This window comes from Siphonobacter aquaeclarae, from assembly GCF_900103285.1.
In the GTDB taxonomy this organism is placed as follows: Bacteria; Bacteroidota; Bacteroidia; order Cytophagales; family Spirosomataceae; genus Siphonobacter; species Siphonobacter aquaeclarae.
Window position 1 is genome coordinate 179,114 of sequence record NZ_FNGS01000001.1, and the last position, 26,002, is coordinate 205,115.

At 57.1% G+C, this 26,002-nt stretch carries 18 protein-coding genes; 16 read left to right on the forward strand and 2 right to left on the reverse strand.

What is annotated here, in order from left to right:
- The first annotated feature begins 2 nt into the window (after nt 1–2).
- From BLR09_RS00710 to BLR09_RS00785, 16 genes are all read left to right on the forward strand, one after another.
- The gene (locus BLR09_RS00710; protein WP_093196520.1) at nt 3–1,757 is read left to right on the forward strand and encodes a RagB/SusD family nutrient uptake outer membrane protein; all 1,755 of its coding nucleotides are present in this window, start codon (nt 3–5) and stop codon (nt 1,755–1,757) included.
- Between the two features lie 181 nt (nt 1,758–1,938).
- A complete protein-coding gene (locus BLR09_RS00715) occupies nt 1,939–3,357 on the forward strand; it encodes a DUF1593 domain-containing protein (RefSeq protein ID WP_093196521.1) in 1,419 nt (472 codons plus the stop codon).
- 134 nt (nt 3,358–3,491) lie between these two features.
- Nucleotides 3,492–4,127, forward strand: a complete 636-nt coding sequence (locus BLR09_RS00720) for an RNA polymerase sigma factor (RefSeq protein ID WP_093196522.1) — start codon at nt 3,492–3,494, stop codon at nt 4,125–4,127.
- Nucleotides 4,124–5,218 carry a FecR family protein gene (locus BLR09_RS00725; protein WP_093196523.1) on the forward strand — a complete coding sequence of 365 codons (1,095 nt, stop codon included), beginning with the start codon at nt 4,124–4,126 and terminating at the stop codon, nt 5,216–5,218. The genes BLR09_RS00720 and BLR09_RS00725 overlap by 4 nt, the downstream gene beginning before the upstream one ends.
- Before the next feature lie 93 nt (nt 5,219–5,311).
- Complete coding sequence (locus BLR09_RS00730) at nt 5,312–8,626, forward strand: TonB-dependent receptor (protein WP_245689845.1); 3,315 nt, start codon at nt 5,312–5,314, stop codon at nt 8,624–8,626.
- 23 nt (nt 8,627–8,649) lie between these two features.
- Nucleotides 8,650–10,101 carry a RagB/SusD family nutrient uptake outer membrane protein gene (locus tag BLR09_RS00735; protein ID WP_093196524.1) on the forward strand — a complete coding sequence of 484 codons (1,452 nt, stop codon included), beginning with the start codon at nt 8,650–8,652 and terminating at the stop codon, nt 10,099–10,101.
- A complete protein-coding gene (locus BLR09_RS00740) occupies nt 10,102–11,466 on the forward strand; it encodes an FAD-dependent oxidoreductase (RefSeq protein ID WP_093196525.1) in 1,365 nt (454 codons plus the stop codon).
- Nucleotides 11,463–12,566 (forward strand): hypothetical protein, encoded by a 1,104-nt coding sequence (locus BLR09_RS00745; protein ID WP_093196526.1) that lies wholly within the window; start codon nt 11,463–11,465, stop codon nt 12,564–12,566. Before BLR09_RS00740 ends, BLR09_RS00745 begins: the two co-directional genes overlap by 4 nt.
- A gap of 108 nt (nt 12,567–12,674) precedes the next feature.
- Nucleotides 12,675–13,331: a CPBP family intramembrane glutamic endopeptidase gene (locus BLR09_RS00750; RefSeq protein WP_143010976.1), complete on the forward strand. Its 657-nt coding sequence runs from the start codon at nt 12,675–12,677 to the stop codon at nt 13,329–13,331.
- 225 nt (nt 13,332–13,556) lie between these two features.
- Nucleotides 13,557–14,168, forward strand: coding sequence for an RNA polymerase sigma factor (locus BLR09_RS00755; RefSeq protein ID WP_093196528.1), 612 nt, complete (start codon nt 13,557–13,559; stop codon nt 14,166–14,168).
- Nucleotides 14,165–15,157, forward strand: a complete 993-nt coding sequence (locus BLR09_RS00760; RefSeq protein ID WP_093196529.1) for a FecR family protein — start codon at nt 14,165–14,167, stop codon at nt 15,155–15,157. Before BLR09_RS00755 ends, BLR09_RS00760 begins: the two co-directional genes overlap by 4 nt.
- Nucleotides 15,158–15,322: 165 nt before the next feature.
- Nucleotides 15,323–18,709: a TonB-dependent receptor gene (locus tag BLR09_RS00765; protein ID WP_093196530.1), complete on the forward strand. Its 3,387-nt coding sequence runs from the start codon at nt 15,323–15,325 to the stop codon at nt 18,707–18,709.
- Nucleotides 18,710–18,713: 4 nt separating this feature from the next.
- The gene (locus tag BLR09_RS00770) at nt 18,714–20,357 is read left to right on the forward strand and encodes a RagB/SusD family nutrient uptake outer membrane protein (RefSeq protein ID WP_093196531.1); all 1,644 of its coding nucleotides are present in this window, start codon (nt 18,714–18,716) and stop codon (nt 20,355–20,357) included.
- 3 nt (nt 20,358–20,360) lie between these two features.
- Nucleotides 20,361–22,361: a right-handed parallel beta-helix repeat-containing protein gene (locus BLR09_RS00775; RefSeq protein ID WP_093196532.1), complete on the forward strand. Its 2,001-nt coding sequence runs from the start codon at nt 20,361–20,363 to the stop codon at nt 22,359–22,361.
- A gap of 3 nt (nt 22,362–22,364) precedes the next feature.
- Nucleotides 22,365–22,946, forward strand: a complete 582-nt coding sequence (locus BLR09_RS00780; protein WP_093196534.1) for a hypothetical protein — start codon at nt 22,365–22,367, stop codon at nt 22,944–22,946.
- A 5-nt stretch (nt 22,947–22,951) separates the two neighbouring features.
- Nucleotides 22,952–23,782 carry an alpha/beta hydrolase gene (locus BLR09_RS00785; RefSeq protein WP_093196536.1) on the forward strand — a complete coding sequence of 277 codons (831 nt, stop codon included), beginning with the start codon at nt 22,952–22,954 and terminating at the stop codon, nt 23,780–23,782.
- On the opposite strand, the gene BLR09_RS00790 is transcribed toward BLR09_RS00785, so the two are convergent.
- Together BLR09_RS00790 and BLR09_RS00795 are read right to left on the reverse strand one after the other, a co-directional pair.
- Nucleotides 23,779–24,477: a LytR/AlgR family response regulator transcription factor gene (locus BLR09_RS00790; RefSeq protein WP_093196538.1), complete on the reverse strand. Its 699-nt coding sequence runs from the start codon at nt 24,475–24,477 to the stop codon at nt 23,779–23,781. The two genes, BLR09_RS00785 and BLR09_RS00790, sit on opposite strands and share 4 nt — an antisense overlap.
- Nucleotides 24,477–25,928, reverse strand: coding sequence for a sensor histidine kinase (locus BLR09_RS00795; RefSeq protein WP_176785392.1), 1,452 nt, complete (start codon nt 25,926–25,928; stop codon nt 24,477–24,479). Before BLR09_RS00795 ends, BLR09_RS00790 begins: the two co-directional genes overlap by 1 nt.
- Nucleotides 25,929–26,002: the final 74 nt, after the last annotated feature.

Sequence of the window (26,002 nt, forward strand, 5' to 3'; positions counted from 1 at the left end):
GCATGAAAAAGATACTTTCTCTCGCTGCGTGCGTCGCTGTCCTGTCTGCCGTTTGGGGCTGCAAGGGCTTTCTCGACCGCCAGCCGTTATCGGAACTTTCGCCGGATCAGTTTTTCACCAGCGAAAAGGATCTGAAACTGTACACGAACTCGTTTTACAACGTGATTCCTTCGGCGGAAGACATTTACAACGAAGGCATCGACAACGTCGTGAAAACGACCCTGGAAGACCAGGTAACCGGCAAACGGACCGTACCGACGTCGGGCGGCGGCTGGGACTGGGGTGAGCTCCGGAAGATCAACTACTTCCTCCAGAACTACAACAAACGGGGAATCGCGCCGGCTACGGCCAGCAAGTACGTCGGGTTGGCGAAGTTCTTCCGTGCCTGGTTCTATTTCAACAAAGTCGCGCGTTTCGGAGATGTTCCCTGGTACAATCAGGTACTGTCTACTGCCGATGAACCGCTCCTCACGAAAGCGCGCGATCCGCGTACGGTGGTGATGGACTCGGTTCTGGCCGACATCAACGACGCCGTGGCCCGCCTGGGTACCGCGCGTTCGACAGAAGAAGTAACGAAATGGACGGCCCTGGCGCTCAAATCGCGCATTTGCTTGTTTGAAGGTACTTTCCGGAAATACCACACCGAGTTCAGCCTGCCCAACGCCGATAAATTCCTGAACGAAGCCGTGAAGGCATCGGAGGATATGATGGCGGCAAGCGGGTACTCGATCTATGGCTCGTCGCCCGAAAGTGCCTACCGGGATCTCTTTGCTTCGTTGAAAGCCGTTCCTGAAGAGGTAATTCTCGCCCGGAAGTTCAGCGCCGATCAGCAGGTATTTCACAACGTCAACTACTACACGATCACGGCGTCATACGGTCGGCCGGGTCTGGAGAAAAAGCTCGTCAACAGCTACCTGATGAAGGATGGTACCCGGTTTACGGACAAAGCCGACTTCAACAAGATCCAGTTTTACGACGAAATGCAGAACCGCGACCCGCGTCTGGCGCAAACCATCCGGACGCCGGGCTATACCCGGATCGGCAATACGAATAAGCTGGTGCCGGATTTCGGGGCGACCGTCACCGGATACCAGCTTACGAAGTTCGTCACCGCCGAAACGGAGGATTCGTATAACAAGTCGCTCAACGACATGCCCGTTTTCCGGTATGCCGAAGTACTCCTGAACTACGCCGAAGCGAAAGCCGAACTCGGTACGCTGACGCAGGCAGACCTTGACAAGTCTGTTCAACTGATCCGCAAGCGGGTAGGGATGCCGGCGCTGTTGCTCACAAAGGCCAACGCCGACCCCGATCCATATCTCGCCGGGCAGTATACCTCGGTTTCAGGTACCAACAAGGGCATTATCCTCGAAGTACGCCGCGAGCGGCGCGTCGAGCTGGTGATGGAATCGTACCGCTGGAACGACGTCATGCGCTGGAAGGAAGGCCACATCCTCGCCGAGCAGTTCAAAGGCATGTACTTCCCCGGACTCGGCAAGTATGATCTCGACAAGGACGGTACCATCGACGTGGTCATCTACGAAGGCACCAAACCGACCGAGAAAGGCCCGCAATACCTCAAGCTCGGAACGGAAGCCGTACTCGAAGGCGGCAAAAACGGCGGGCTGCTGCTCATCAATGCCAACATCGCCAAGACGTTTACCGAAAACCGGGACTACCTTTTCCCGATTCCGATTCAGGAACGGCTGCTTAATAAGAACCTGACGCAGAACCCGAATTGGGCTGACGGGTTGTAGGAGCAGGGGGCATGGGGCAGAGGGTATGGGGTTAGATGCTTGATATTCTGTGGTTTCTGTGTGTTCTGTGAGAAAAAAACTGCTCACAGAATACACAGAAATCACAGAATATTTTTTTGTGAGCGGGCGGGAGTGAACGCGTCGGGCGGACACGTATCTTCGTCCGAAACGTAACCTCTTTATGAAACCTGTTTTATCTATTCTTTTCAGTGCGTTGCTGGGTATGTCAGCGGCGTATGCCCAGCCGGCGCCGCAGCCTGCCAACCGCCTGCGGATCCTCGTACTGACCGATATCGAAAACGAACCGGACGATGCCCAATCCATGGTTCGCTTCCTGACGTACTGCAATCAATGGGACGTGGAGGGGCTGGTGGCAACAACGTCCATTCACCTCAGGAACCGCGTCGCTCCAGACCGTATCCGCCAGATTATCAAGGCATACGGTCAGGTACGGAATAACCTGCTGTTGCATGAGCAGGGGTATCCGGAGGAAAGTACGCTCCTGGGGTTGGTGAAAGCGAGCCTGCCGAAATACGGCATGGAAGGCGTCGGAAAGGGAAATGATTCGGAGGGGTCAGAGCATATTATCCGGGTGGTCGACAAAGCCGATGACCGGCCGGTATGGATACCTGTCTGGGGCGGAGCCAACTGCCTGGCACAGGCGCTGTGGAAGGTGAAAATGACGCGGTCGCCGGAAGACCTCGACAAGTTTGTATCTAAAATACGTGTATATACCATTTCGGATCAGGACGATACCGGTCCGTGGATACGGAAGACGTTTCCCGGTCTTTTTTACATTGTTTCTCCGGGGCATTTCTTCAAGGGAGCATACCACCATTCCACCTGGAGTGGTATTTCGGGAGACAAACACCACGGCCGGTTTACGGGAGCCAACTTCGCCATCGTCGACAACCCCTGGCTGGATGAAAACATCCGGAAAAACCACGGCCCGCTCGGCGCGCAGCATCCGCATACGGAGTACCTGATGGAAGGGGATACGCCAACTTTCCTATACCTGATACCCAATGGATTGGGCAGCCCGGAGCACCCGGACTACGGCAGTTGGGGCGGCCGGTACGAATACTATACGCCACGGTACCGCAAGTGGTTTTTCGAACCCGAAACCCGGCCTATCTGGAGCGATACCGAAGACGAAGTAATGGGAGTAGACGGAGCCATCTATTCTTCCAATAAAGCAACCATCTGGCGCTGGCGGCAGGCCTACCAGAATGATTTCGCGGCTCGTATCGACTGGACCATCAATCCGTATAAGGAAGCGAACCACCCGCCCGTTGCCCGGCTCCGGCATGCCGCGCGCCTCCAGGCAAAGAGCGGGGAAACCGTGACACTCAGCGGCGACGGCTCCACCGATCCCGACGGTAATACCCTTTCCTACGAATGGATCTACTACCGGGAGCCGGGTACCTACGACAGCCCCCAAGCCCTTCAGATCCCGGATAACAAACAGAAGACTACGTCCTTCAAAGCGTCGGAAGTCGCTCAGCCTGAGACCCTTCATTTTGTATTGGCAGTGACAGACAACGGCACACCCGCCCTGACCCGCTACCAGCGCGTCATTCTGACCGTGCTGCCAAACTAGGCCGCAGACAGTACCGGACGCGCAGGAGGGAAAGTTTTTTGCACAATACTGAGTATAAGTTGAATTTTCCCTCCTATTAACCGTCGAATCGACCGGAAAGGCGCCTTTCCGGTTCTGTCTAACGCCGAAGAAAAATGCTGAAACCAGACCTGAGGCGGTCGTCGCCCGCTCCCCGGGATAAAACCGACGAGACGCTTTTGTGGCTGAAATTCCGGGAAGGGCCGCAGGAGGTTTTTCAGGAGCTGGTGCAGCACTTTTACCGGGAGCTGTATTTCTACGGCGGGCGGTTCACACGGGACACGGATTTGCTGAAAGATTGCCTCCAGGACCTTTTTCTGGACCTTTGGGTATACCGGCACCGGATTTCGGATACGCCATACATCCGCTCGTACCTGTATAAATCACTTCGGCGGAAGATTCACCGGGAAATACTCCGGCAGCCGTCGGCGGGGAGGGATGACAGCGTGACGTTTGACGACGTCAGTTCCCAGGAAATTACTGCCGAACAGGCGCTGATCCGTACCGAACTATCAGAGTATCAGACGTCCCGTTTGCATGAACTGCTGGCGGGATTGTCGGACCGGCAACGGGAGGCGATTCACCTGAAGTTTTACGGCGAACTGTCGAACGAAGAAATCGCCGACATTCTCGATGTCAACAAGCAGTCGGTCGCCAATCTCCTGCACCGGGGCCTCAGCCGCCTTCGGGAAAGCTGGCCTACGCTGCTGTCGTTCGTGCTGTTTCACCTTTCCAACTCACTGAACCGATGACTACCCGACCTGACTACCGGACTTACGAGGCGGAAGATTTCCTTGCCGACAGCTGGTTTCTGGCCTGGGTCAAGCGCGACAGGTCGGACGCCCGCGAGTGGTGGCGCGACTGGATGGAGAAGCACCCCGCGCGCAGGGACACGCTTCTTCTGGCCAAAGACATGGCGGAAGCACTTCGCAACCGCCCGGTGCCGCTTTCAGCAGAGCAGGAAAAGCAGGAGGTACAACGGATCGTCGCCCTGACGAGGCATCTGCCTGAAGAAAAACGCCGCCGTCTGTGGTGGCCCTGGGCCGCCGCCTGTGTCGTGCTGGCGATGGGCGTCTACCTGTTCCGGCCCGCGCCTGTGCAGCCTGAATTTGCCGGGTCTGTTTTGAAGGAAGTACCGGCCGGGTGGCTTACCCGGGCCAACGGGACGGACAAGCTGCTGAAAATGAGACTTCCTGACGGCAGCCAGGTTACTTTGTATCCGAAGAGTACCGTAGCCTATCCGCCGGGTTTCGCGCCGGAAGAGCGGGAGATTGAGCTGGATGGAGAGGCGGTTTTCTCGGTCGTCCACGAAGGAAAAAGACCGTTTACGGTACATACCCGATCGCTGAAGACCCGGGTCTTGGGGACGCAGTTTCGCGTCGTCAGCCGGGCGGCGGATGCGAAGCAGGTCGTTTCGGTTATCTCCGGAAAGGTATCCGTAACAAAAGCCGGAGACACTCGGGAGCCGGGCGCCGTCCGGAGCGCCGGAAGCGGCCTGGGTGTCGTCCTGACTGCCAATCAGCAGGTGACGTATGACATGGCCCGTACAACGTTTGTGAAAGAGCTGGTCCGGAATCCGCTGCCGGTCCGGACGGCCTCCGCCGCTGCGAAGGAGACGTTCCGTTTTGATGAAACACCTGCCGCCGAGGTGTTTGAACGCCTGAAAAAAGCCTACGGCGTCGAAATTATTTACGACGCCGCTACCCTGCGGCACTGTACCCTGACGGCCTCGCTGGAAGGCGTACCGCTCTATGACCAGCTGAGCTTGTTGTGTGCGTCGATTGGCGCGACGTATGAAGTGATCGACGCACGTATCGTCGTCACCGGGCGCGACTGCTCCTGAAAACCGATATCCTCCTGCTTATCCTCAAACCCGTTCTGACCGGCCCGTCGCCGGCCGGGAGGAACCTCTTTTGCCTGAAAAACTCCCTACCTTATGTTCCTCACACATCAAACCTTCCGGGAACTTATGCGGATTTCACTTCTACAGCTGATCCTGACCGTCCTGGTACTCAACGGCGCGCTGGCTGCCCGGGCGCAGGAATTGCTGGACCAGAAAATCAGCGTCCGGCTCGAAAACCAGACCGTCCGCGAAGCGCTCCAGACCCTGGAAAAGAAAGCACACATCCGCTTTGTGTACAGCAGCCAGGTGGTGCAACTGGAGCGGAAAATTACGCTCAGCGTCACCGAAGAGCGGCTGGCAACAGTGCTGGACCGCCTTTTCCGTTCTCTTCAGATCCGCTACGTGGTCAACGGAAACCAGATCGCCCTGGTCCGGGCGCCGGTGGAAGAGGGGAGGGCAGAGCCGTCTGTCCCGGTTGCTGCCGCGCCTGACCGGGTCATTACCGGCGTCGTCCGGAATGAAAACGGGGAAGGCATGCCCGGCGTGAGCGTTTCGGTCCGGAATACTACCCGGGGCGTGACGACCGACGCCGACGGAGGCTTCCGGCTGTCCCTTCCCGACGAAGCAACCACCCTGGTGTTCTCCTTTGTGGGCTACAAAAGCCAGGAAGCTGTTATCGGAGCGCGCACCACGCTGGATATACGCCTCGAACCGGATCACAAAGCGCTGAACGAAGTCGTGGTAGTCGGCTATGGTACTGCCCGCAAAAGCGACCTGACCGGGTCCCTGTCGCAGGTGAAAGCGAAAGACATCAATGCCTATCCGGCGACCAACGTTCTTCAGGCGCTATCCGGCCGCGCCGCCGGCGTGCAGGTGTTGCAGAATACCGGCGCTCCGGGCGGTGGCGTCAGCGTCCGCATCCGCGGTACCAACTCCATCAAGGGCAGCAATGAACCGCTGTATGTGGTCGACGGTTTTCCGCTCTCCGGCAGCAATCCGACGTTGCTGAACAACGCCGATATTGAAAGCATCGAAATCCTCAAAGACGCCTCGGCAACAGCCATTTACGGATCGCGGGGAGCAAACGGCGTCGTTATTATTTCCACAAAAACCGGGAAATCCGGGAAAACCCTGGTCGATTTTGAATCGAGCTACACGACGCAGACCCTCCGGAAAAAACTGGACCTGATGTCGGCCAAAGAATACGCCCTTTTCTACAACGAACAGGCCGTAAACGACAAGCAGACGCCCTTCTTCACTCCGTCTCAAATCGACGCCTTCGGAAAAGGATACGACTGGCAGAACCTGGTATTCACCCAGGCGCCGATGCGCAGCAATGCGCTCAGTATCAGCGGTGGAAATGAAAAAACGAAATTCTCGGTTTCCGGCAGCGTACTCAACCAGGACGGAATCGTGAAGGGCAGCGACTACGACCGGTACTCCATCCGGACGAACGTCACCCATACCGTCAGCAAGCTCTTCAGCGTACAGCTCAGCGGTACCCTCAGCCGGCTCGATACCCGCCGGAAGGACAGCGGCGGCGGAAGTCGCGGCAACTCGATGATCTCTTCGGCGCTGGCGGCTCCGCCAACCCTGACGCCGTACAACGACGACGGTACCTACCGCGTGCTGGCGACGGCCTACCCGTTTGTCGCCACAGACCTCATCAATCCCCTGAATTTTATCAACGAACAGTCAAACAAAACCCGGGCGAATATCGCCCTGCTCAACGCGTCCCTGCTTTTTAAGCCGATCGAGGCCCTCACGATACGCATCTCCGGCGGCGTCGAAAACCGCGACGACCGAACCGACAACTATACCACACGGAAGTTTGTCAACTCCAACGGCGTCGCGAGCGTGAGTACCGGCCAGCAAACGAGCCTGCTCAGTGAAAACACGGTGAGCTATAACAAGACGTTCGGGGGAAGGCACACGGTATCAGCGGTAGCGGGGTTTACCTACCAGGATTTTCTGTCGACGAGCCTTTCTGCCGGCGGCAACGGCTTTCTGAGCGATATCTTTGAAACCTATAACCTCGGCTCCGCTACCACCCCGGGGATACCCGGTTCAGGCTATTCGAAAGCTATTCTGCTGTCGTTTCTGGGGCGGGTGAATTACAATTTTGCTGATAAGTACCTCGTCACGGCGAGTTTCCGCCGGGACGGCGCCTCGAAGTACTCGGAGGGAAACAAGTGGGGCTCCTTTCCCTCCGCCGCAGTGGCCTGGCGCGTATCCAACGAAGATTTCCTGAAAAGCCAGAATACCCTTTCTGACCTTAAAATCCGGGCCAGCTGGGGGCAAACCGGCAGCCAGGCGATCGACCCGTATACCACGCTCAATCAGCTGACTTCGGGGAAAACGGTGTTCGGCGACGCCCTCTATACCACCTTCTCTCCGGGTACTACCCTGCCGGGAAACCTGAAATGGGAGACGACCGCCCAGTTTGACGCCGGATTCGATCTCGGTCTGCTCAAAAACCGCCTGACGGTCACCGTAGACTACTACGTCAAAAACACAAAAGACCTGCTGAATACGGTACGGCTGCCGTCGTCGCTCGGCTATTCCAGTACCGTCCGCAACGTCGGGCAGGTACAGAACAAGGGGCTGGAGCTCGGCGTCGACGCCCGGATACTGGACGGTCCGGTACGCTGGGACGTCAACGCGAACATCGCCTTCAACCGAAACAAAGTCGTCAAACTCTATGACGGCCAGGATATTCTGAGCGGACAGATCAATACGGTTGTGGTCAATGACGTCAGCAATATCCTCAGGGAAGGACGGCCCATCGGGCAGTTTTGGGGCTATGTGGAAGACGGATATGACGAAAAAGGCAAAATCCGGTACAAGGACCTGGATCAGGACGGCGCCATTACCATCAGGGATAAAACCTACATCGGTAATCCAAACCCCGATTTCATCTATGGCCTGAATTCGTCGGTTTCGTACAAAAACTTCGATCTCACGGTTTTTGTCCAGGGAACGAAGGGCAATGATCTGTTCAACGCCAGCTCCATCGGCAGTACCATCGACTACGGTTTCGGCCTGAATATGCCCCGCGAAGTATACCTCAACCACTGGACGCCGGAAAAAACACAGGCGAAGTACCCGATTATCAGTAACAACGTCAACGCGCGGATTTCGAACCGTTTTGTGGAAGACGGCTCCTACCTCCGGCTGAAGAATATCCAACTGGCCTACAATTTCCCGGTCGGCAACTGGAAAGCCCCGTGGCTGCGGAGTATCCAGGTATACGCCAGCGCGCAGAACCTCCTGACATTCACGAAGTACTCCTGGTGGGATCCGGAAGTCAACTCCGCCGGCGGCGCCAATTCCATCACCCAGGGCGTCGACTTTTACAGCTATCCGGTAGCCAAATCGTATACGTTCGGCCTGCGGGTCGGCCTCTGAATCACCCCCTGAAACGCACAGCTATGTCTGCTCAACACCTACTTATCCGGTTTTTTGCCGCGGCGCTTCTTTTCGGGGCGACGTCGTGTTCGGACCTCCTGACCGAAAATCCCAGGTCCCTCGCGGTCGAGAACTTTTTCCAGACAGCGGCCGAAGTCGAATCGGCGGTCAACGCCGCCTTCACGCCGCTGCGCGCCACCAACTATTCGGTCTATGAAACCTCGCTCGAGTGCCAGTCGGACTACACCGGCGGCCGCGGCAGCTGGGCGCCCCTGCATGAGTTCCAGGGGCTGAACGACGCGAATATCACCCGGGTGGCGGGCCTCTGGGACGCCTTTTACCTCAGTATCCGGAATGCCAACCTGGTGATCCGCCATGCGCCAAATGGTAAGTCCATCAGCCAGGCGGATAAGGATCGGTACGTGGGGGAGGCGCGGTTTCTCCGCGCGTTCAACTACTTCCAGCTGGTCCGTAACTGGGCGGGTGTTCCGCTGAAAAAAGAAGACAATATGGACGACGCGGACGTTAAACGGGCGTCTGTTGAAGAGGTTTATTCTTTGATTGTCAGTGATTTGACGGCAGCTGAAACGGTATTGCCTGAAACGCCGTCCGTCGCCGGCCGACCAACCAGATGGGCCGCCAAAACCCTCCTGGCGGATGTATACCTTCACCTCAGCAAATTCGCCGAGGCCCGGGATAAAGCCGCGGAAGTCATCCAGAGTAATAAGTTTTCGCTGGTGCCGGTGACGACCAAAGCCGATTTTCAGGTGAAAGTCTGGGGTCCGGAGCTGGTTTCTACGTCCGAGGAAATATTCTTCCTCAAATACACCCGGCAAACCGGGCAGGGTAACTACATGCTGTGGGTCGCGAACCACCCGGATACCAAGCTGTTCAATTTCGGCGGCGCATACGTGTTGTACGCGGATGTAACGAGCGCGTATTACACTTCCTGGAACAATGCCGATATCCGTAAGTCCCTGTGGGACAAGATCAATTTCGGCCTTGGTCCCAATACCCTCGTCAGTTCCCGGTTTACCGATCAGGCAGCGGTGGGGCAAAACGGCGCTGGCAATGACGACCCGGTTTACAGCTATTCCGACGTCCTGCTGATCTATGCCGAGGCGTCGTCGCGGGCCGGAAACGGACCCACTGCTGCCGGTATGGAAGCACTCAATCAGGTACACCGCCGGGCATACGGAAAAGCGCCCGGAGCGGCGGCGGCCGTTGACTACAAAGTCGCCGACTACACCGCCGAAACGTTTCTCGATCTGGTATTACAGGAGCGCAGCTACGAATTCCAGCTCGAAGGAAAGCGCTGGCTCGATCTCAAGCGGACCGGCCGCGTGAAGGACGTCATCCTGGCGGCTACCGGTAAAACGGTGGCCGACAAACACCTGCTCTGGCCGATTCCCGTCTCCGAAATGAACTACAACAAAGCCCTCGACCCGGCGAAAGACCAGAATCCGGGGTACTAGATGAAGGAAAAACTGCAACGGCGTACCGTGCTGTCAGCTCTCGGCGGCGCGTTGTCAATCAGCATGGTAGCTCCCGGGGAGCGGCTCGCCGAACCCTATCGCGTACATAAAAAGACGATCCGGACGGATATCCTGGTAGTAGGCGGAGGAACGGCCGGTGTTGTCGCCGCCCTCCAGGCTGCCCGAGCCGGAAAGAAGACGATACTTGTCGAAAATGGCAGCCAGTTGGGTGGAACGACTACTACCGGAGGTGTGGCTTTCCCAGGTATCTTTTTTGCGTGGGGAAAACAGGTTATCGGTGGAATAGGCTGGGAAATGGTACAGGAGGCCGTCGCCCTCAACGATGATACCCTCCCGAATTTCTCCATTCCCCACGGCCGGAACCACCCCCGCCACCAGGTACGGCTCAACGGGCAGTTGTACGCACTCTTGCTCGAAGAAAAATGCACCGATGCCGGCGTACAGCTCCGCTTTTATGAAACCCCGACGAAGGCATCGTTCCGGAACAATACCTGGACAGTCGAAACGATGGGCAAGGGGACGCAAACCGAAATCGTCTGTCAGCAGTTGATCGACTGCACCGGCAATGCGTTCGTGACCGCACTGGCGGGATTTGACGTACTCCGGGAGACGGTCACTCAGCCCGGTACGCTGATGTTCCGGATTGGCGGATACGACCTGTCATCGCTCGATCTGCCGCTGATCCAGTCCCGGTACCAGGACGCCATCAGGCGGGGAGAACTGGTGAAATCCGATTTCCGGAACAACATCGCCGGCCTGCTGCGCAGCGAAGGGGATAATATCCAGCACGTTCTGGGTGCAGATTCCACGACATCCGAAACCCATACCCTCGCCAACATTGCCGGCAGGGCGTCGCTCCTGAAAACGCTCCGGTTTCTGCGGACGCTTCCGGGTCTCGAGAAAACGAAAATCATAGACGTTCAGAACGAAACGGCCGTACGGGAGACCTACCGGATCGACGGGCACTACCAGATCACGCATCAGGACTACGTTACGGGTCGTGTTTTTGACGACGCTTTGTCCTATTCATACTACCCGATTGATGTACACGATGAAAACGGGGTAGTGCCGGATCATCTAAAAGAGGGCGTCGTCCCGACAATCCCGCTCCGGTCCCTGATTCCGAAGCGCAGCCGGAACTTTCTGGTGGCGGGCCGTTGCGTCAGCAGCGACCGGCTGGCCAATTCCGCGCTCCGGGTACAGGCTTCCTGCATGGGCATGGGGCAGGCTGCGGCAGCGGCGGCGGTACTGGCCTGCGACCGGAAAACCACACCCCTGGAAGTACCTCATTCGGCTATCAAAAAACTGTTGCGCGAGCACGGAGCGATTGTCCCCGGCGCATGAAAGTGCTGATTTTCATCGGAGTATGGCTGACGGCGGCGGAGGGCTTTGGGCAGGCTTTCCGTCCGTCGTCGCTGCCATTGGCGCCGGCGGCGACCCTGGGGCACTTCCTGCCCGCCCGGGATTCCATCGCTTCCGATACCTTGTACGAATGGGTTTCGGGAGAAGGGTATCCGCTGGCTTTTTTTCGCAAAATCCGCACGAGCGTCTGCTTTGATAACCAGTGCCGCTTGCTGCGCTGCGCGGTATACTGGAATCCCACAGGCCGTTTTCTGGGATTGTCCTTTCCGCCGGGAGAGTACCTGAGCAAGGCCGAGCACAAGCCGTTTGTGCCGGAAGAACACGAACGGTTACTGATGCTGCTGGCCGATCCGTCGCTGCCGCTGAAGGACTATACCTACGACGAGCTCGTTCCGCGACGGCATACGTCCGGTAGCAACGACGCAGACGGGGTTACATCCGCTACGGCAAAAAATGTACTGGAGTATGTCGTCGAAGGCGCGGCGTTTACGACCTATAAACTCTGGCACGTTGTCTATGGGTCTACTCAATCCGACATCGATTCCCTTGTCCGCCCGAAAAGTACCGCCGCGTTTCTGCTGCGGGTACTCGATAGTCCGGACGTCACAGACCGGTTGTGGGCACTGAATCAGATACATAGCCCGGTGCCGGCGGCGCTGTGGCGGCGGCTGACGGGCATTGCTACCGGGAGCGATTACACCCTGGCGGAAACGGCGGTTCAGCGTCTTCCGGCGGCAGACCTTGTTATCCGGCAGGGCGATCTGTTGGGTGTTGTTGAAAAGGCGCTGCCGTCTGTCCGGAAGCAACTCTTCACCAAACTGAAAGAAGCGAAGCCGTTTACCCTGGCCGCTCCGCTGGCTGCCCGGCTGCTTTCTGTGCCGGTCGACGAAGCCGCCGCAATACTCGACCTGCTTACCTACCACCGTATAGACGATCCGGCAGCCTTGCGGGCCGTTTCGCAGGTACTGGGCGCTCCGAATGCCTTCCTTGCGCGGAAAGCTGCGGCATGCCTGACGGCCGCGCCGCGACTGGAGGCCGTTGTGCAGCAGCGGCTTGCACGGTACCGGTCGTCCCATCGCTGATCCCTTCATCCGAAAGCCCCTGTATTCGTCGCCACAGCATAGAAAGTCCGGGGTAATTGGTGAATTTTGAGCGGTCCCGCCGCCGACTTCCGGCGGGAGTATCCTGCCATGATCGGAATTCTGATATTGTTGCTGATTTCCTGGGGCGCCCTGCGGATGGCGACCGGGCGTGGTTTGACCGCTCTCGGATTAGTACCTGACCGCAGGCTGACCGGCGAGATTTTCGGAAGCCTGGCTGCGACGGCTGTGCTTTGCCTCGGCTATCACCTGCTCAAGAATGCGTCGGAAACGGCTGTCGTATCGGTAAATCCTGACTTTACAGGCATGACTTTTCTTGCCGGACTCCGCAGCGTTATTCAGTCCGTCGTTACGGAAGAGCTTGTCTTCCGCGGAGCGGCATTGTACCTCCTCACCGAATACGCCGGAGAAAAGAAAGCCGTCGCCATCTCCGCCATAGCTTTTGGCATATACCACTGGTTTTCCTTCGGCCTGTGGGGGCAGGTGGTACCGATGGCGTATGTTTTTCTGCTGACGGGCGGCGCAGGCTGGGCGTTTGCCCTTTCGTTTGTCCGCACCCGCTCACTTTACGTGCCTGTTGCCCTGCATTTGGGCTGGAATGCCGTGCACCTGCTGGTATTCGGGAAACAGGGGTATTGGCTGGCCCAGCCTACCCGGTCGGCGCCGGTAGCTTTCGCGGTGGCGCTGTTTCTCTATCAGTTGGTACTCCTGCCGCTGCTGGCGTACCGGCGGTGGGGGTGGAGATAGTCTTTTTGTTTTCTCACAGAAAGCACAGCATACACAGAAGTTGAAGGAATAGAGGCCCGATAGCCTCTTTATCACCTTTTTCTGTGTATTCTGTGCTTTCTGTGAGAAAAAAACTCCATTTTTTTCAGGACATCCCCTTCCCTCCCGACTCTTTATCCGTACAAAGTCATTCCGATAAGGTTCTGGCAAGAAAATCTATAACGATTCGGAGTAAACAGGCCCCGCATGCAGCGTACTCACACCCAGGAATATCCGCACCAGGCGAATGAAGCCGTTCTCTGGAAGGCCTTCAAGGAGGGCGATCGGGCAGCTTTTGCCGAGCTGGTGGAGCTATACTACCCGCAGCTGCTGAACTATGGCGTGCGGTTTCAGCGCGACAGGGAGTTTGTGAAAGACTGCCTGCACGATCTGTTGCTGGAGCTGTGGAACCGCAGGCAGCGGCTCGACGACGTCCACGTCGTCAAAGTATACCTGCTCAAATCCCTCCGCCGGAAAGTACTGAAGGAATCGACCCGCCTGAAATGGTTTCGGGAGGCGCACGAGGTATCGGACGACTATGCCTTCGAAGTACAGTTCGCCATCGAAACCTACCTCATCAGCCGGGAGGTGCAGCACGAGGACCTCGTCCGCCTGCGTACCCGGCTCGAGCGCCTCACAAAGCGCCAGCGGGAGGCAATCTACCTCCGGTTTTACCAGGATCTTGATTATGACGCCATCGCCGGTGTCATGTCGATTCAGGTCCATTCGGCTGTGAACCTCGTGTACGAGGCCCTGAAGCTCCTCCGGCGTAACTGGTTTCTGTCGCTCCTTATCTGGATTCTTCCCTTAAACCCATGAAAAACTACAGTCAGTTTGACACCGAAGACTTTGTCCAGGATCCCTACTTCCGGAAGTGGGTATTGGGCAAGTTGCCGCCCGGCGACAGCTTCTGGCCGACGTGGCAGTCCGCACATCCCGGTCGGCAGGAACAGCTGGAGGAGGCCCGTTCGCTTGTCGTGGCGCTTCAACCGGATGACCGCCCTGCCGATCCCGATGAAGTCCGTCTGGCCGTTCAGGACATTATGAACGACCTGGACGACCGCCGCCGCCCGTTTCCGCTTCTCCGCATCGCTGCCGGGCTGCTTTTGCTGGCGGGCCTGGGCTGGTGGGTGTGGACGGCACTCCTGCCACCGGGCAGCCGGGAAGAGGTGAACCGATCCGCTCTTCCCCGGAAAATCCAGCTGGCCGACGGAACCCGCGTGACGCTGTCGCCGAACAGCCGTCTGAAAATCTCCGAGCATTACGGGCAGAAAAAGCGGGAAGTATCACTGACGGGAGAAGCCTTCTTCGACGTCGTCCGGAACCCCGAAAAGCCCTTTCTCGTCTATGCCGGAAACCTGGTAACGAAAGTACTGGGTACCAGCTTTACGATACGGGCAACGGACGACCGGGTATCGGTTGCCGTCCGGACCGGAAAGGTGACCGTCTACCGCACGGAGAAAAAGCCGGGATCGGCGCTGTCGGAAGAAATGATCCTGCTGCCCAATCAGCAGGCGGTCATGGAAAAAGCCAGCCTCGTGAAAACCCTGGTGGAGGAGCCTGTATTGCTCGAAAGTCCGGTCGAACGATTCGCCGAAACGCCTGTAAATGAGGTATTTCACCGCCTCGAAAAGGCCTATGGTATCCGGATTCTGTTTGAAGAAGACCAGTTGAAGGACTGCAATTTTACAGCGACGTTTACCCGTGAATCGCTGTTCGACAAACTGAGTTTTGTCTGTGAGACGATCCAGGCCCGCTATGAGGTCGTCGACGGACAGATTGTGATTGACGGCGCGAAGTGCCGCTGATATCCAACCCGCGAAATCTCTGTATCTGAAAGAAGGCCGGCGGTGCCGCAAACACTGCCGGCCGGATCCCCTGCTCCGGCCTTACCGCAAATAAGACCGGAAGGGAGTGCTTTTGCCAAACGAAAACCGCTTCACAAAAACAGCCCTGGAAGGCCTTTCAAACCTATGAAAAAAACTCGGCATGATTTGCTGCTGATCGTCATGAGAATATCCATTACGCAGGCGTTTGTGTTTCTGATTGCGGGAATGACCTGGGCGCTGCCGGCCCCGGGGCAGGAGCTGCTCGATAAGCCGGTGACTATCCGGATGGAAGACAAGTCTCTCAAAACGGTCCTTTCCTTCCTCGAAGAGCATACCAGCGCCCGGTTTGTCTACAGCCCGAAGGCCGTGCAGGCGGAACGACGGGTGTCGGTACACGTCACCAATCAACCGCTCCGGAAGGTACTTGAGACCGTGCTGGCGCCGATGAAAATCCGCTACCGGCTTGTCGGCGACCAGATTATCCTGAGCCAACCGAAAATTCCGGAAGAAAAAACGCCGGAACCACCTGCGGAGTCATCCGCTATGCCCGAAGCACCGGAAGAAGCAGCAGACCGTACCCTCCGCGGAACGGTCACGGACGCGGCCGGCGCCCCGCTTCCCGGCGTCAGCGTGGCTATCCGGGGTACGACGCGGGGTACGACCACGGGTGCAGACGGCTCCTTTACCCTCCGCTTACCCGAAGAGCCGGTGACGCTCGTCTTTTCCTCGGTAGGCTATCTGACGCAGGAACAGGCCATCACGACGCAGACGGTCTTTTCGGTGACGATGGCGCCGGCCGACAGGGCCCTCGACGAAGTCGTGGTGGTGGGTTATGGTACACAGAAGAAAGCAGACGTAACAGGCTCTGTATCAACCATCAAAGGAGATGCGCTGACCAAGGCCCCCACGCCTAACCTGGCGAACTCCCTGACCGGAAAGATGACCGGAGTCATTACCACCCAGCAAAGTGGCAAGCCCGGGTTCGATGATCCGACGTTTCTGGTCCGGGGAAAAAGTACCTTCGGAGACAACGGCGCACTGGTACTGGTCGACGGTATCGAGCGGTCTTTCAGCCGCCTTGATCCCAATGAAATCGAGAGCGTGACGGTTTTGAAAGACGCCGCGTCGGCAGCGGTATACGGCGCACGGGCGGCGAACGGCGTTGTTCTGATCACCACCAAACGCGGGAAGGACGGTAAAACCAAAATCAGCTATACCGGATCGACGGGTTTTCAGATGCCCACGCGCGTGCCTCATGTCATGAATGCGTATGAGTACGCGACATACCTGAACAGGGCAAAGGTAAACCTGGGCGATGTACCCCGGTTTTCGGACGCAGATGTCGAAAAATTCCGCACGGGCGCGCTGCCTTCAACGGATTGGTGGGGTACTGTCCTCCGCAAGCGCGCCGCTATCCAACAGCATAACCTGACGTTGAGCGGGGGGAAGTCGGAGGGTACCAAATACTTCGTGTCCCTGGGTGTTCTCAACCAGAACGGACTCTATGAACTATCTGATTTCAAGCGCTATAACCTGCGGGTGAACCTGGATAATCAGGTCACGAAGGATTTTCGCGTGAGCCTGGATATCGGCGCCCGGCATGAACTGCTGAGCCAGTCGGCCATCGGCGACGGCATCTTCACGACCCTGATCAATTCCAAACCGACCGAACGGCCCTATACGCCCGACAGCATCGCGGTGGGCGGTCTGGGTTCCAACGGGCAGGGGCTGTCCCCGATTGGCCTGACACAGCAATCCGGGTACTCCAAAACCACGAACGACGTGTTCCAGGGAACGCTTCAGGCTACTTATGCCGCTCCTTTTGTGAAGGGACTTTCGGCGAATATGCGGTTTTCGTACGACCGGTTTTTCTCCGCCGCCAAAACCTTCAATACGCCGTATACCTACTACGTGTTCGACCGGGCGATCAGCAAATACACCGCCTTCCAGAGCGGGGGAGGGACTAATTTGTCGGAAGGAACGGCGCAGGACGCCCGCTCAACGCTCCAGGTATCCCTCAACTACGACCGTACCTTCGGCAACCACGGTATTTCGGCGTTGCTCCTGACCGAACGTATTCATTATGCCTACCAGAACCTGCAGGCGTCGCGCGTGCAGTACATCTCTCCGGCGATAGACCAGCTGTTTGCCGGACCAGACCTGAACCAGAAAAATGGCGGCTCGGCGACGGAGACGGCCCGCCTGGGTTACGTCGGTAGGGTGAATTACAACTACCGGGAGCGGTACCTGTTGCAGGCCAACTTCCGGTACGACGGCTCGTTTAACTTTCCCAATGGCCGCCGCTGGGGCCTGTTTCCGGCTGTCTCGGCAGGCTGGCGGATCAGCGAGGAGCCGTTTCTACGCAGTACCACATGGCTGAGTAACCTGAAAATCAGGGCCTCATACGGGCAGTTCGGAAACGATCGCGTCGCGGCTTTTCAATACCTGAGCGGGTTTCGGTTCGGTTCGGGCTCGGTGATTGGCGGGTCGTATCAATCCGGCCTGGCGGATCTCGGTATTCCGAACCCGAATATTACCTGGGAAACGGCGACGAATACCGATGTCGGCCTGGAATTCGGCCTCTTCAACGGAAAGGTCTCCGGCGAGCTGGATTACTTCTACAAACGGACAAAGGACATACTCCTGCCGCGGAATGCTTCTGTTCCGTCCACGTTCGGCGCGACGCTGCCGTATGAAAACATCGGTATCGTCGACAACAAAGGCTTTGAAGCCATCCTCCGGTATCAGAACCAGGTCCGGAAGGTGCGGTTTTCTGTCGAAGGAAACATGACCTATGCCCTCAGCAAGGTGATTTTCATGGATGAACCGAAAGACGTGGACGCCCGTATCCGCAAAACCGGCCAGCCGTTCGACCAGTTTTTTGCGCTGGAATCAGCCGGTTTGTTTCAGACGCAGGAAGAAATCAACGCTGCACCGGTGCAGGACGGCAACGGCAACAAGTCGATCAAAACGGGTGACATTCGGTATATCGATTACAACGGCGACAAAATCATTGATGGAAAAGACATCCATAAAGTCGGCAAAAGTGACATCCCTCGTTTGGTATTCGGTTTCAACCTGTCGGTCAGCTATGCCGGGTTTGACCTGACGGCCAATTTTCAGGGCGCGACGGGCTTCCAGCAGTTTCTCCGCTATGACCCGTTCAACCTGGAATCCAACGCCCTGGCGATGTTCAAGGATTCCTGGACGCCGGAAAACCCCAATGCCCGCTTCCCGCGGCTGTATGCCGGGCTGAAGCAGAATAACCGGGAGTCGTCCTCCTTCTGGCTCTATAACGCAACGTATATGAGGCTCCGGAACCTGGAACTGGCTTATTCCTTCAACCGCTTTGCGGCAATCAAAAAGGCAGGCTTCGGAAACCTGCGGGTCTTCGCTTCCGGAAATAACCTCCTGACCTTCTCGAAGATGAAAGACTTTGACCCGGAAGCGCCGAATATCGAGCCCGGCTCAAAATCCTACTACTATCCGCAGATGAAAACCTATAACCTCGGCGTCCAGCTGGAATTCTAACGCGATGAAAAAGACCTTTATCTGCCTGCTGGCTTCGACCCTGCTGCTGGCTTCGTGCCGGAATGATTTTCTGGACCGCAAACCCCTCGATATCATCTCCAGCGATGCCGTTTTCAAAGACAAAGCCCTCACGGAGGCCTACCTTTACCACATTTACGACTACATGCCGGTAGGCTATGGTTTATACCAGACGGAGGGCCAGAACGTCTTTTCCGGTTTGGGTATTACCGACCTGCTTGACGGCAGTACGGATATGCTGCGATCGCCCTCGATCTGGAACGAAAGCAACAGCATCATGATCCCGGGGCTGATTTCGGCGACCTACAACCCGCTCGAAACCTGGGCCCGCAACTACCAGGCGATCCGGAAGGTACACAACCTGATCGACGGCCTGAAAACCAGCACATTGGACGAAACCTGGAAGAGCCGCATCACCGCCGAAGCCCGCTTTGTCCGCGCGTTCCTGTACTTCGATCTCGTCCGCCGGTACGGCGATGTTCCGCTGGTGAAAGACCTGCAATCGTTCGATAACCTCGATAACCTTCTCGTGCCGCGTACGGCCGCCGCCGATGTGTATGCTTTTGTTGCAGCCGAACTGAACGCCTGCGCGGAGCTGGTACCTTCCGTCAAGGCACTGGCGAGCCTGGAGCTTGGCCGGGTGACGCGCGAAGCCTGCTGGGCGCTCAACGGGCGGGTATTGCTTTTCGCAGGAAAATATGCGGAGTCGGCCGCTGCATCGAAGAAAGTAATCGACAGTGGCAGCTACCTGCTCGACCCGGATTACAACGCCCTGTTTCAGTCCCGGGGCGGTAACCGGGAAGTCATCTTCGAGGTGATGTTCAACGGGACAAACAAAGGGCATGCGTTTGATAACCTGTTTCTGCCGCCGAGTATCGACAACGGTTGGGGATCGCAGACACTTCCGACGCAGGAAGCCGTCGATTCCTACGAAATGCTGAACGGAAAAGCGATCACCGACCCGACATCCGGCTACGACCCGCAGAACCCCTATGTCAACCGCGATAAACGTTTCGCTGCCAGTATTGTGTACGACGGAGCAGTCCTGAAAGGTAAGACCATCCGCACCGCCGCGCTGGTGCCGGACGACGGGCTCGGCCTCGAAGGGCGTACCGTCACCGGTTACTATATCCGCAAGTTTATCGACGAAGCGATCCCCTTTGTGGAGCTCGATTTCAACGGAAGCAAGGTTTCCTGGAAAGAACTGCGCCTCGGGGAAGTACTGCTCAACTATGCCGAAGCGCAGAACCAGGCGGCAGGTCCGGATGCCTCTGTGCTTGAGGCGATTAACCAGGTTCGGCGTACCCACGGCGGTCTGCCCGCCCTGCCCGCCGGATTGAGCAAACAGCAGGTAACCGACCGGATCATGCAGGAACGCAAAGTAGAACTGGCTTTTGAAGGCCATCGGTTCTGGGACCTACGCCGGTGGAAAAAAGCAGAGGAAGTATTGCACGACAAGTACTTCCATGGCATGAAAATCACCGTCGACGCGGCAGGGAAACGCACGTTCACCCCGTTTGAGCTGTCGACTCTCCCGAAACAGGTATTCCTGCCGAAACATTACCTCATGCCCATCAACCTCGCTGAACTCAACAAGAACAAAAACCTCCAACAAAACCCCGGTTACTGATCGATGAAAAAGACCGCCGCTTTCCTGTGCCTGCTCGCGCTCGCGACAGGCTGCAACCCGCCAGTAACGCCGCCGACAAACTCGACGGGCAACACGACCTATTACGTCGACTCACAAAACGGCAGCGATACCAACGCCGGAACGAGCGAAGGAGCCGCCTGGAAAACGTTTACCAACGTCAACACGATCACCTTTGCCGCCGGAGACAAGATATTGCTCAAAAGCGGAGGAGTATGGACCGGACAGTTGCATCCGCTCGGCAACGGCGGGACGGATAACCCCATCACACTGGGGTCGTACGGAACCGGGAGTAAGCCGCTCATCAGCGCAGGTGGGATCACCGGAGCCGCGGTATACCTCAAAAATCAGCAGAACTGGGTCATCGAAAACCTCGAAATCACAAATACGGCGGCGAGCCGGAGCGATGTCTACCGCTGGGGTATTCAGGTGGAAAACAACGGCGGCGGGACCCTTTCCAACATCATCATCCGGAATAACTACGTACACCACGTCACCGGCTCCTTCAAGTGGGTCACGGGGTATATTGATCCGCACCTCAACGGGGGTATCGCCGTCAACGTCACCGGCTCTGCGGGTACAGACAAGTTTGATTATGTGGTGATTGAAGGAAATACCGTGTCGAATTCGGGGCGGACGGGTATTGTGGTGTGGGATAATGTATGGAACGGCAGCAACTTCGCTTCGACCCGCGTCAAGGTCCGCCAGAATACCGTGGAGTACATCGACAGCGACGGTATTCTCACGTTCGGCTGCAACGGCGCGCTGCTCGAATACAACGTCGCCAATACCTGCGGCAACTACGCTGAATCCGGCCAGTTCAACGGCTCCTGTGCGATCTGGTCGACGCGCGGCAGCGACTGTATCAGCCAGTATAACGAAGCCTACAACACGAAAGCGCTGCTGGACAATGTTGACGGCCAGGGCTTTGATATTGACATGGATGCAACGAATTGCATCGTCCAGTACAACTATAGCCACGACAACGAAGGCGGTTTTATTCTGCTGATCGATGCCCGGACACAGCCCGGCGTGTATGTCGGTACTTCCGGCGCTGTGGTTCGCTACAATATCAGTCAGAACGATAAGACGCGTATCATCAATTTTGCGGGAGGAATCGCACCGAATTCGGCTGTTTACAACAATACGTTCTACATCGGGAGTGGTTTGGCGACAAACATTATCGAACATTCCTGGGATATGGACATGACGCAGCCGTTCTCCTTCCGGAACAACATCGTCTACAACCTCGGCTCCGGCGGGTACCAGATTCCGGGACCGAACGGGACGTTTGACTACAACCTGTTTTACGGAAACCACCCGGCTACGGAGCCGGCGGATGCCCATAAACTTACTTCCAATCCCCTGCTGGCCAATCCGGGCAGCGGAGGGACGGGACGCTCAACCGTTGCCGGCTACCTGCTCGGCAGCGGCTCTCCGGCGGCAGGTTCCGGGAAAGTGATCGCGAATAATGGCGGGCTGGATTACTTCGGCAATACCATCACGGCGGGGTACTACCCTTCGCGCGGGGCGCATCAGGTAGCAGGCGGACCGGCGGGTACCACGCCCGAAACCGTCACCGATCCGCTGGATAATTTTTCGCTGGTCTCGTCGCGCAGTACCAATATCCAGCTCGACGCATCCAACCCGGCGTATTTCGGAGGCGATAATTCGCGGGTGACGCGCAGCTCCGGCAGTATCGGGTACATCACCTACAACCTGAGCAACCTGACGTCGTTCAGCGCTGATATTCACGAGTTTTCGACGGACCTGAGCAAGGTGAAGTACTATGCTTCGGCTGACGGAACGACCTGGACGCTACTCTCTTCCTCCTATACCGCACCCGTGCTGATAGCCAATGGCTGGTCCAAAACGACGTTCTCCGGAGCGGTGCCAGCCGGCAACCACTACCTCAAAATCGAACTTTCCGACGCCTCAAGCTGGGGTACGCAAATCGGAAAAGTAACCATTACCCACCTGAACTAGCGAATGCAGAAACGACGGAACCACCTGCAGGCGGCCGCACTATGCTGGCTGCTGGCCGCCTGCGGGGCGCCGGTCGACGAGCCGGTACTCACCATCAACGGAGATGCCATCGGGCAGGAGGAATTCCTCGCCCGTATGGAACAAAACCGGGCGGTGGTAATCGGGTATTTTCAGCGGGAAAAAGCGTCCGGCTACGCTGATGATTTCTGGACGCATTCGTACGATGGTACCACGCCGCTGGAGGTACTCCGGGATTCGGCCCGGAAACAGCTTGCTGATCAGTATTTGAAAATGCAACTGGCTGAAAGTATGGGTGTTATCGCTGATGCCGGGTATTTGAAACGCAGGGAAGCCTGGCAGGCTGAAAACGAACGCCGCCGCAAAGCAGTCGTTGCCCGGGAGATCCTATTTGGCCCGACGGTTTTAACTTTTTCCGGCTATGAAAAGTACCTGCTGAGTAACCTGGAAAATACCCTGGCCGACCGGCTCGGCGGAGCTTCCAACTATCGATTCCGGCTCGACTCGCTCCGGCGAAAAGCCATCGTCACCGTCCACCTGCCGGTTTACGGAAAAATGAAACCCTGATTCCCATGCGATACCTCCTTTTGCTTTTTTTCGGACTGTTGCTCCGCCCGGCGGGGGCGCAGCAGGCTCAAACCTTGACAGATCTTGCCTACGGCCCGGATTCCCTTCAGAAAATGGACGTGTACCTCGTCGCGAACCGGACGACCCAGACGCCGCTGGTTATCCTTGTTCACGGCGGGGGATGGATGAACGGAGACAAGACCGCCTGCCATTTCATGCGGGATTTTCTCCTTCCGCAGGGAATCAACATCGTCAACATCAACTACCGCCTGGCTACTCCGCAGCGGCATTACCACGAAATCATGGCGGATATGGACAGCGCCGTGAGTATGCTGCTGCGCAAGGCAGACGAATGGGGCATCCGGAAAGACCGCTACGTTTTCTGGGGCGGAAGCGCCGGCGGGCACCTGGCACTGCTGTATGCTTACAAGTATGACAGGCGAAACGTGATTTCGGCGGTAACATCTCTCGGCGGGCCGACCTGCCTGGACGATCTCCGCACGCTTTCCAAAGTCAAACCGTCTGATTTACAGGGCCTGCTGCCGCTCATCACCGGCGACCCGTGGACGCCGCCCAACCTGCCGGCCGGCTATCGGGAAGCGAGCCCCTGCCACGGGCCCGACTACAAGCCTACGCTGCTGATGCACGGCGGCGCAGACCCGATCGTTCCCGTTGGGCAATCAGAAATAATGTATCAATTGTTACAGGAAAGACAGATACCCTCGGAACTGATCGTCCTCCCCAACGGCGGCCACGGCGGAGAAGGTACCACGCCCGAGGCCGCACAGCACATGGCCCGCACGCTGGTCCGGTGGATTCAAACCTACAGCCGCTAGCTCAGGCTTTTGAGGACGTGCCGGAAGTTCTTTCCGACAGGCAGTTCGCGCCCGTTTTTCAGGTGAATGGTATTTCCTTCGATGAAATGAACAAAATGCCGGTTGAGCAGAAAAGACTTGTGAATACGAATGAAAGTATCTCCGGGTAGCTGGGTTTCAAAGCTGGTCAATGTCCTGGGTGTCAGCGTGAAATGGCCGTCCTCCCAGATTTTGACATAGTTGCCGAGGCTTTCCAGGTACTGGATGCGGTCGAGGTCGATCAGCACCTGTTTCTTATCCGATTTGACAGAAATACGGAGTGATTCTGCTGGTGCGGCAGGTGCGGAAACAGCAGGCTGTTTGAGGGAAAACTCTGCCTGCGCGCGGTTGACGGCTTTCAGAAAGCGGTCGAACCGGAACGGTTTCAGGAGGTAATCACACACGTCCAGCTCAAAACTCTCCAGCGCATGCTCTTCATACGCCGAGGTAATAATCACCAGCGGCCGGTGCGTCAGCGTCCGTAAAAACTCCAGGCCGCTGAGCCGGGGCATACGGATGTCGAGAAAAATGAGGTCAACCGGCTGCGCGCTCAGAAACGTCAGCGCTTCGGTAGCGCGGTAGCAATGCCCGGCGATTTCCAGGAAGGGCACGTCTTCGAGGTATTGCCCGATGATCTCGTGGGCAAGGGGTTCGTCGTCGACGATCAGGCAGCGCATCACAGATCGAGGGAAAGTTCAGCCGTAAAGGTAGTTATTCCGGCGGACGTGGTCAGGCGGTGCTTGCCCGGGTAAAGGAGTTCCAGTCGCCGGCGGAGGTTTTCCAGGCCGATTCCCCCCGTTTCGCCCGGCTGCTCTTCTACCGAATTTTCACACCGGAAGAACAGCTGACCTTTCCGGCAGCGGAGGGTAATGGTCAGACTTGCCGATTCCGCAGCCGGCTCGATGCCGTGTTTGAAGGCATTCTCGACCGGTACAATCAGTAAAAGGGGAGATATGGGCTGCTGTTCGTCGTCCAGCTCAACGGATACCTTCAGCGCCAGCGGCAGGCGAAGCCGCAATTGCTGCAAACGAAGGTAGTCGCGCAGGTACTGGACTTCTTCCTGAATGGCGACCTGTTCTTCCTTTCCCCGGTAAATGACATACCGCATCAGGTCGGAGAGCTGAAGGATACTCTCTGGCGCGTCAGGCGATTGTTTCAGGGTGAGGGAATACAGGTTATTAAGCGTATTGAAGAAAAAGTGGGGATTGAGCTGCTGCCGGAGCAGGTCGAGCTCCGCCCGGGTTTTTTCCTGTTCGAGCAGACTGATCCGGTCGTTTTGCTGCGCCCATTGCAGGGCGAGTACCACCGGCAGACTGACGAGCATGACGCCGGAGAAAACCAGCGCATTTTCAAAGACAAAGGGATTTTCGATGATATCTCCGAAAATCCGCCGGAGCGTCAGGGACTTGATTAGTTGGGAAGCTGCCGGGTACAACAGGGACAAAACGGCTGCAAAACTCAGCAGGTAGATCAGCAGGCCTTTTTCTTTCAGGACAACGGCAACGAGAAAATGCCGGTTGAGCAGGTAAAACACATATCCGGCCAGGTACATCACTTCAAACTGAAGGAAAAACTGCACGAAAATACCAAAGTGCCGGAGGATAAGGGGACCATCGAAGAGGTAATGAACAAGCAGAAAGCCATCCGGATAGTGCGCCGGATCGTCCATCGACGAAACACTCATAGCCGCCAGACCTGCCGCTACCAGCGTAATACTCAGCAGAATAGCGTTGTCTAACCCGATGCGCAATACCTTTGGCGCCTGCCGGTTCCGGAAATAGGCAGAAGCCGTGAGGATACCCTCCAGCGCCAGGTTCAGGCAGGCCGCGAGGACAAACAACCCGTCGGGTGCAGTACCCGGATGGAAATAGGTCAGCGCAGGGAGCGCCACCAGGAAGCACCCGGCCCGGACGGCAAGGTACCGGGACCGGCTCAGCCGTTCCTTCAGGTACTCTTTTCCGGCGGTAACTGCCAGTACCGGTAGCTGCACGACCAACAGCGGCAGCAGAATGCCGGCAAACCGTGCCCAGGTATACGGTTCCTGCTCCAGCGTCTGCCCGATGGCCAGCCACGCCGACAGACCGGCAAACAGCCAGACGTCCAGAAAACGCAGGAAAAAACGTCTCATCTCTTCCATAAAAGACCGAAAACAAGGCGAAAGCTTCCTTTCCGGCAAAAAGGAATGACAAAGGGAGTTGTTTT

What these genes read in the sequence shown, in the direction of transcription:
- BLR09_RS00710 (WP_093196520.1), top strand. Translation starts at nt 3, where the DNA reads ATGAAAAAGATACTTTCTCTCGCTGCGTGCGTCGCTGTCCTGTCTGCC.
- BLR09_RS00715 (WP_093196521.1), top strand. Translation starts at nt 1,939, where the DNA reads ATGAAACCTGTTTTATCTATTCTTTTCAGTGCGTTGCTGGGTATGTCA.
- BLR09_RS00720 (WP_093196522.1), top strand. Translation starts at nt 3,492, where the DNA reads ATGCTGAAACCAGACCTGAGGCGGTCGTCGCCCGCTCCCCGGGATAAA.
- BLR09_RS00725 (WP_093196523.1), top strand. Translation starts at nt 4,124, where the DNA reads ATGACTACCCGACCTGACTACCGGACTTACGAGGCGGAAGATTTCCTT.
- BLR09_RS00730 (WP_245689845.1), top strand. Translation starts at nt 5,312, where the DNA reads ATGTTCCTCACACATCAAACCTTCCGGGAACTTATGCGGATTTCACTT.
- BLR09_RS00735 (WP_093196524.1), top strand. Translation starts at nt 8,650, where the DNA reads ATGTCTGCTCAACACCTACTTATCCGGTTTTTTGCCGCGGCGCTTCTT.
- BLR09_RS00740 (WP_093196525.1), top strand. Translation starts at nt 10,102, where the DNA reads ATGAAGGAAAAACTGCAACGGCGTACCGTGCTGTCAGCTCTCGGCGGC.
- BLR09_RS00745 (WP_093196526.1), top strand. Translation starts at nt 11,463, where the DNA reads ATGAAAGTGCTGATTTTCATCGGAGTATGGCTGACGGCGGCGGAGGGC.
- BLR09_RS00750 (WP_143010976.1), top strand. Translation starts at nt 12,675, where the DNA reads ATGATCGGAATTCTGATATTGTTGCTGATTTCCTGGGGCGCCCTGCGG.
- BLR09_RS00755 (WP_093196528.1), top strand. Translation starts at nt 13,557, where the DNA reads ATGCAGCGTACTCACACCCAGGAATATCCGCACCAGGCGAATGAAGCC.
- BLR09_RS00760 (WP_093196529.1), top strand. Translation starts at nt 14,165, where the DNA reads ATGAAAAACTACAGTCAGTTTGACACCGAAGACTTTGTCCAGGATCCC.
- BLR09_RS00765 (WP_093196530.1), top strand. Translation starts at nt 15,323, where the DNA reads ATGAAAAAAACTCGGCATGATTTGCTGCTGATCGTCATGAGAATATCC.
- BLR09_RS00770 (WP_093196531.1), top strand. Translation starts at nt 18,714, where the DNA reads ATGAAAAAGACCTTTATCTGCCTGCTGGCTTCGACCCTGCTGCTGGCT.
- BLR09_RS00775 (WP_093196532.1), top strand. Translation starts at nt 20,361, where the DNA reads ATGAAAAAGACCGCCGCTTTCCTGTGCCTGCTCGCGCTCGCGACAGGC.
- BLR09_RS00780 (WP_093196534.1), top strand. Translation starts at nt 22,365, where the DNA reads ATGCAGAAACGACGGAACCACCTGCAGGCGGCCGCACTATGCTGGCTG.
- BLR09_RS00785 (WP_093196536.1), top strand. Translation starts at nt 22,952, where the DNA reads ATGCGATACCTCCTTTTGCTTTTTTTCGGACTGTTGCTCCGCCCGGCG.
- BLR09_RS00790 (WP_093196538.1), bottom strand. Translation starts at nt 24,477, where the DNA reads ATGCGCTGCCTGATCGTCGACGACGAACCCCTTGCCCACGAGATCATC.
- BLR09_RS00795 (WP_176785392.1), bottom strand. Translation starts at nt 25,928, where the DNA reads ATGAGACGTTTTTTCCTGCGTTTTCTGGACGTCTGGCTGTTTGCCGGT.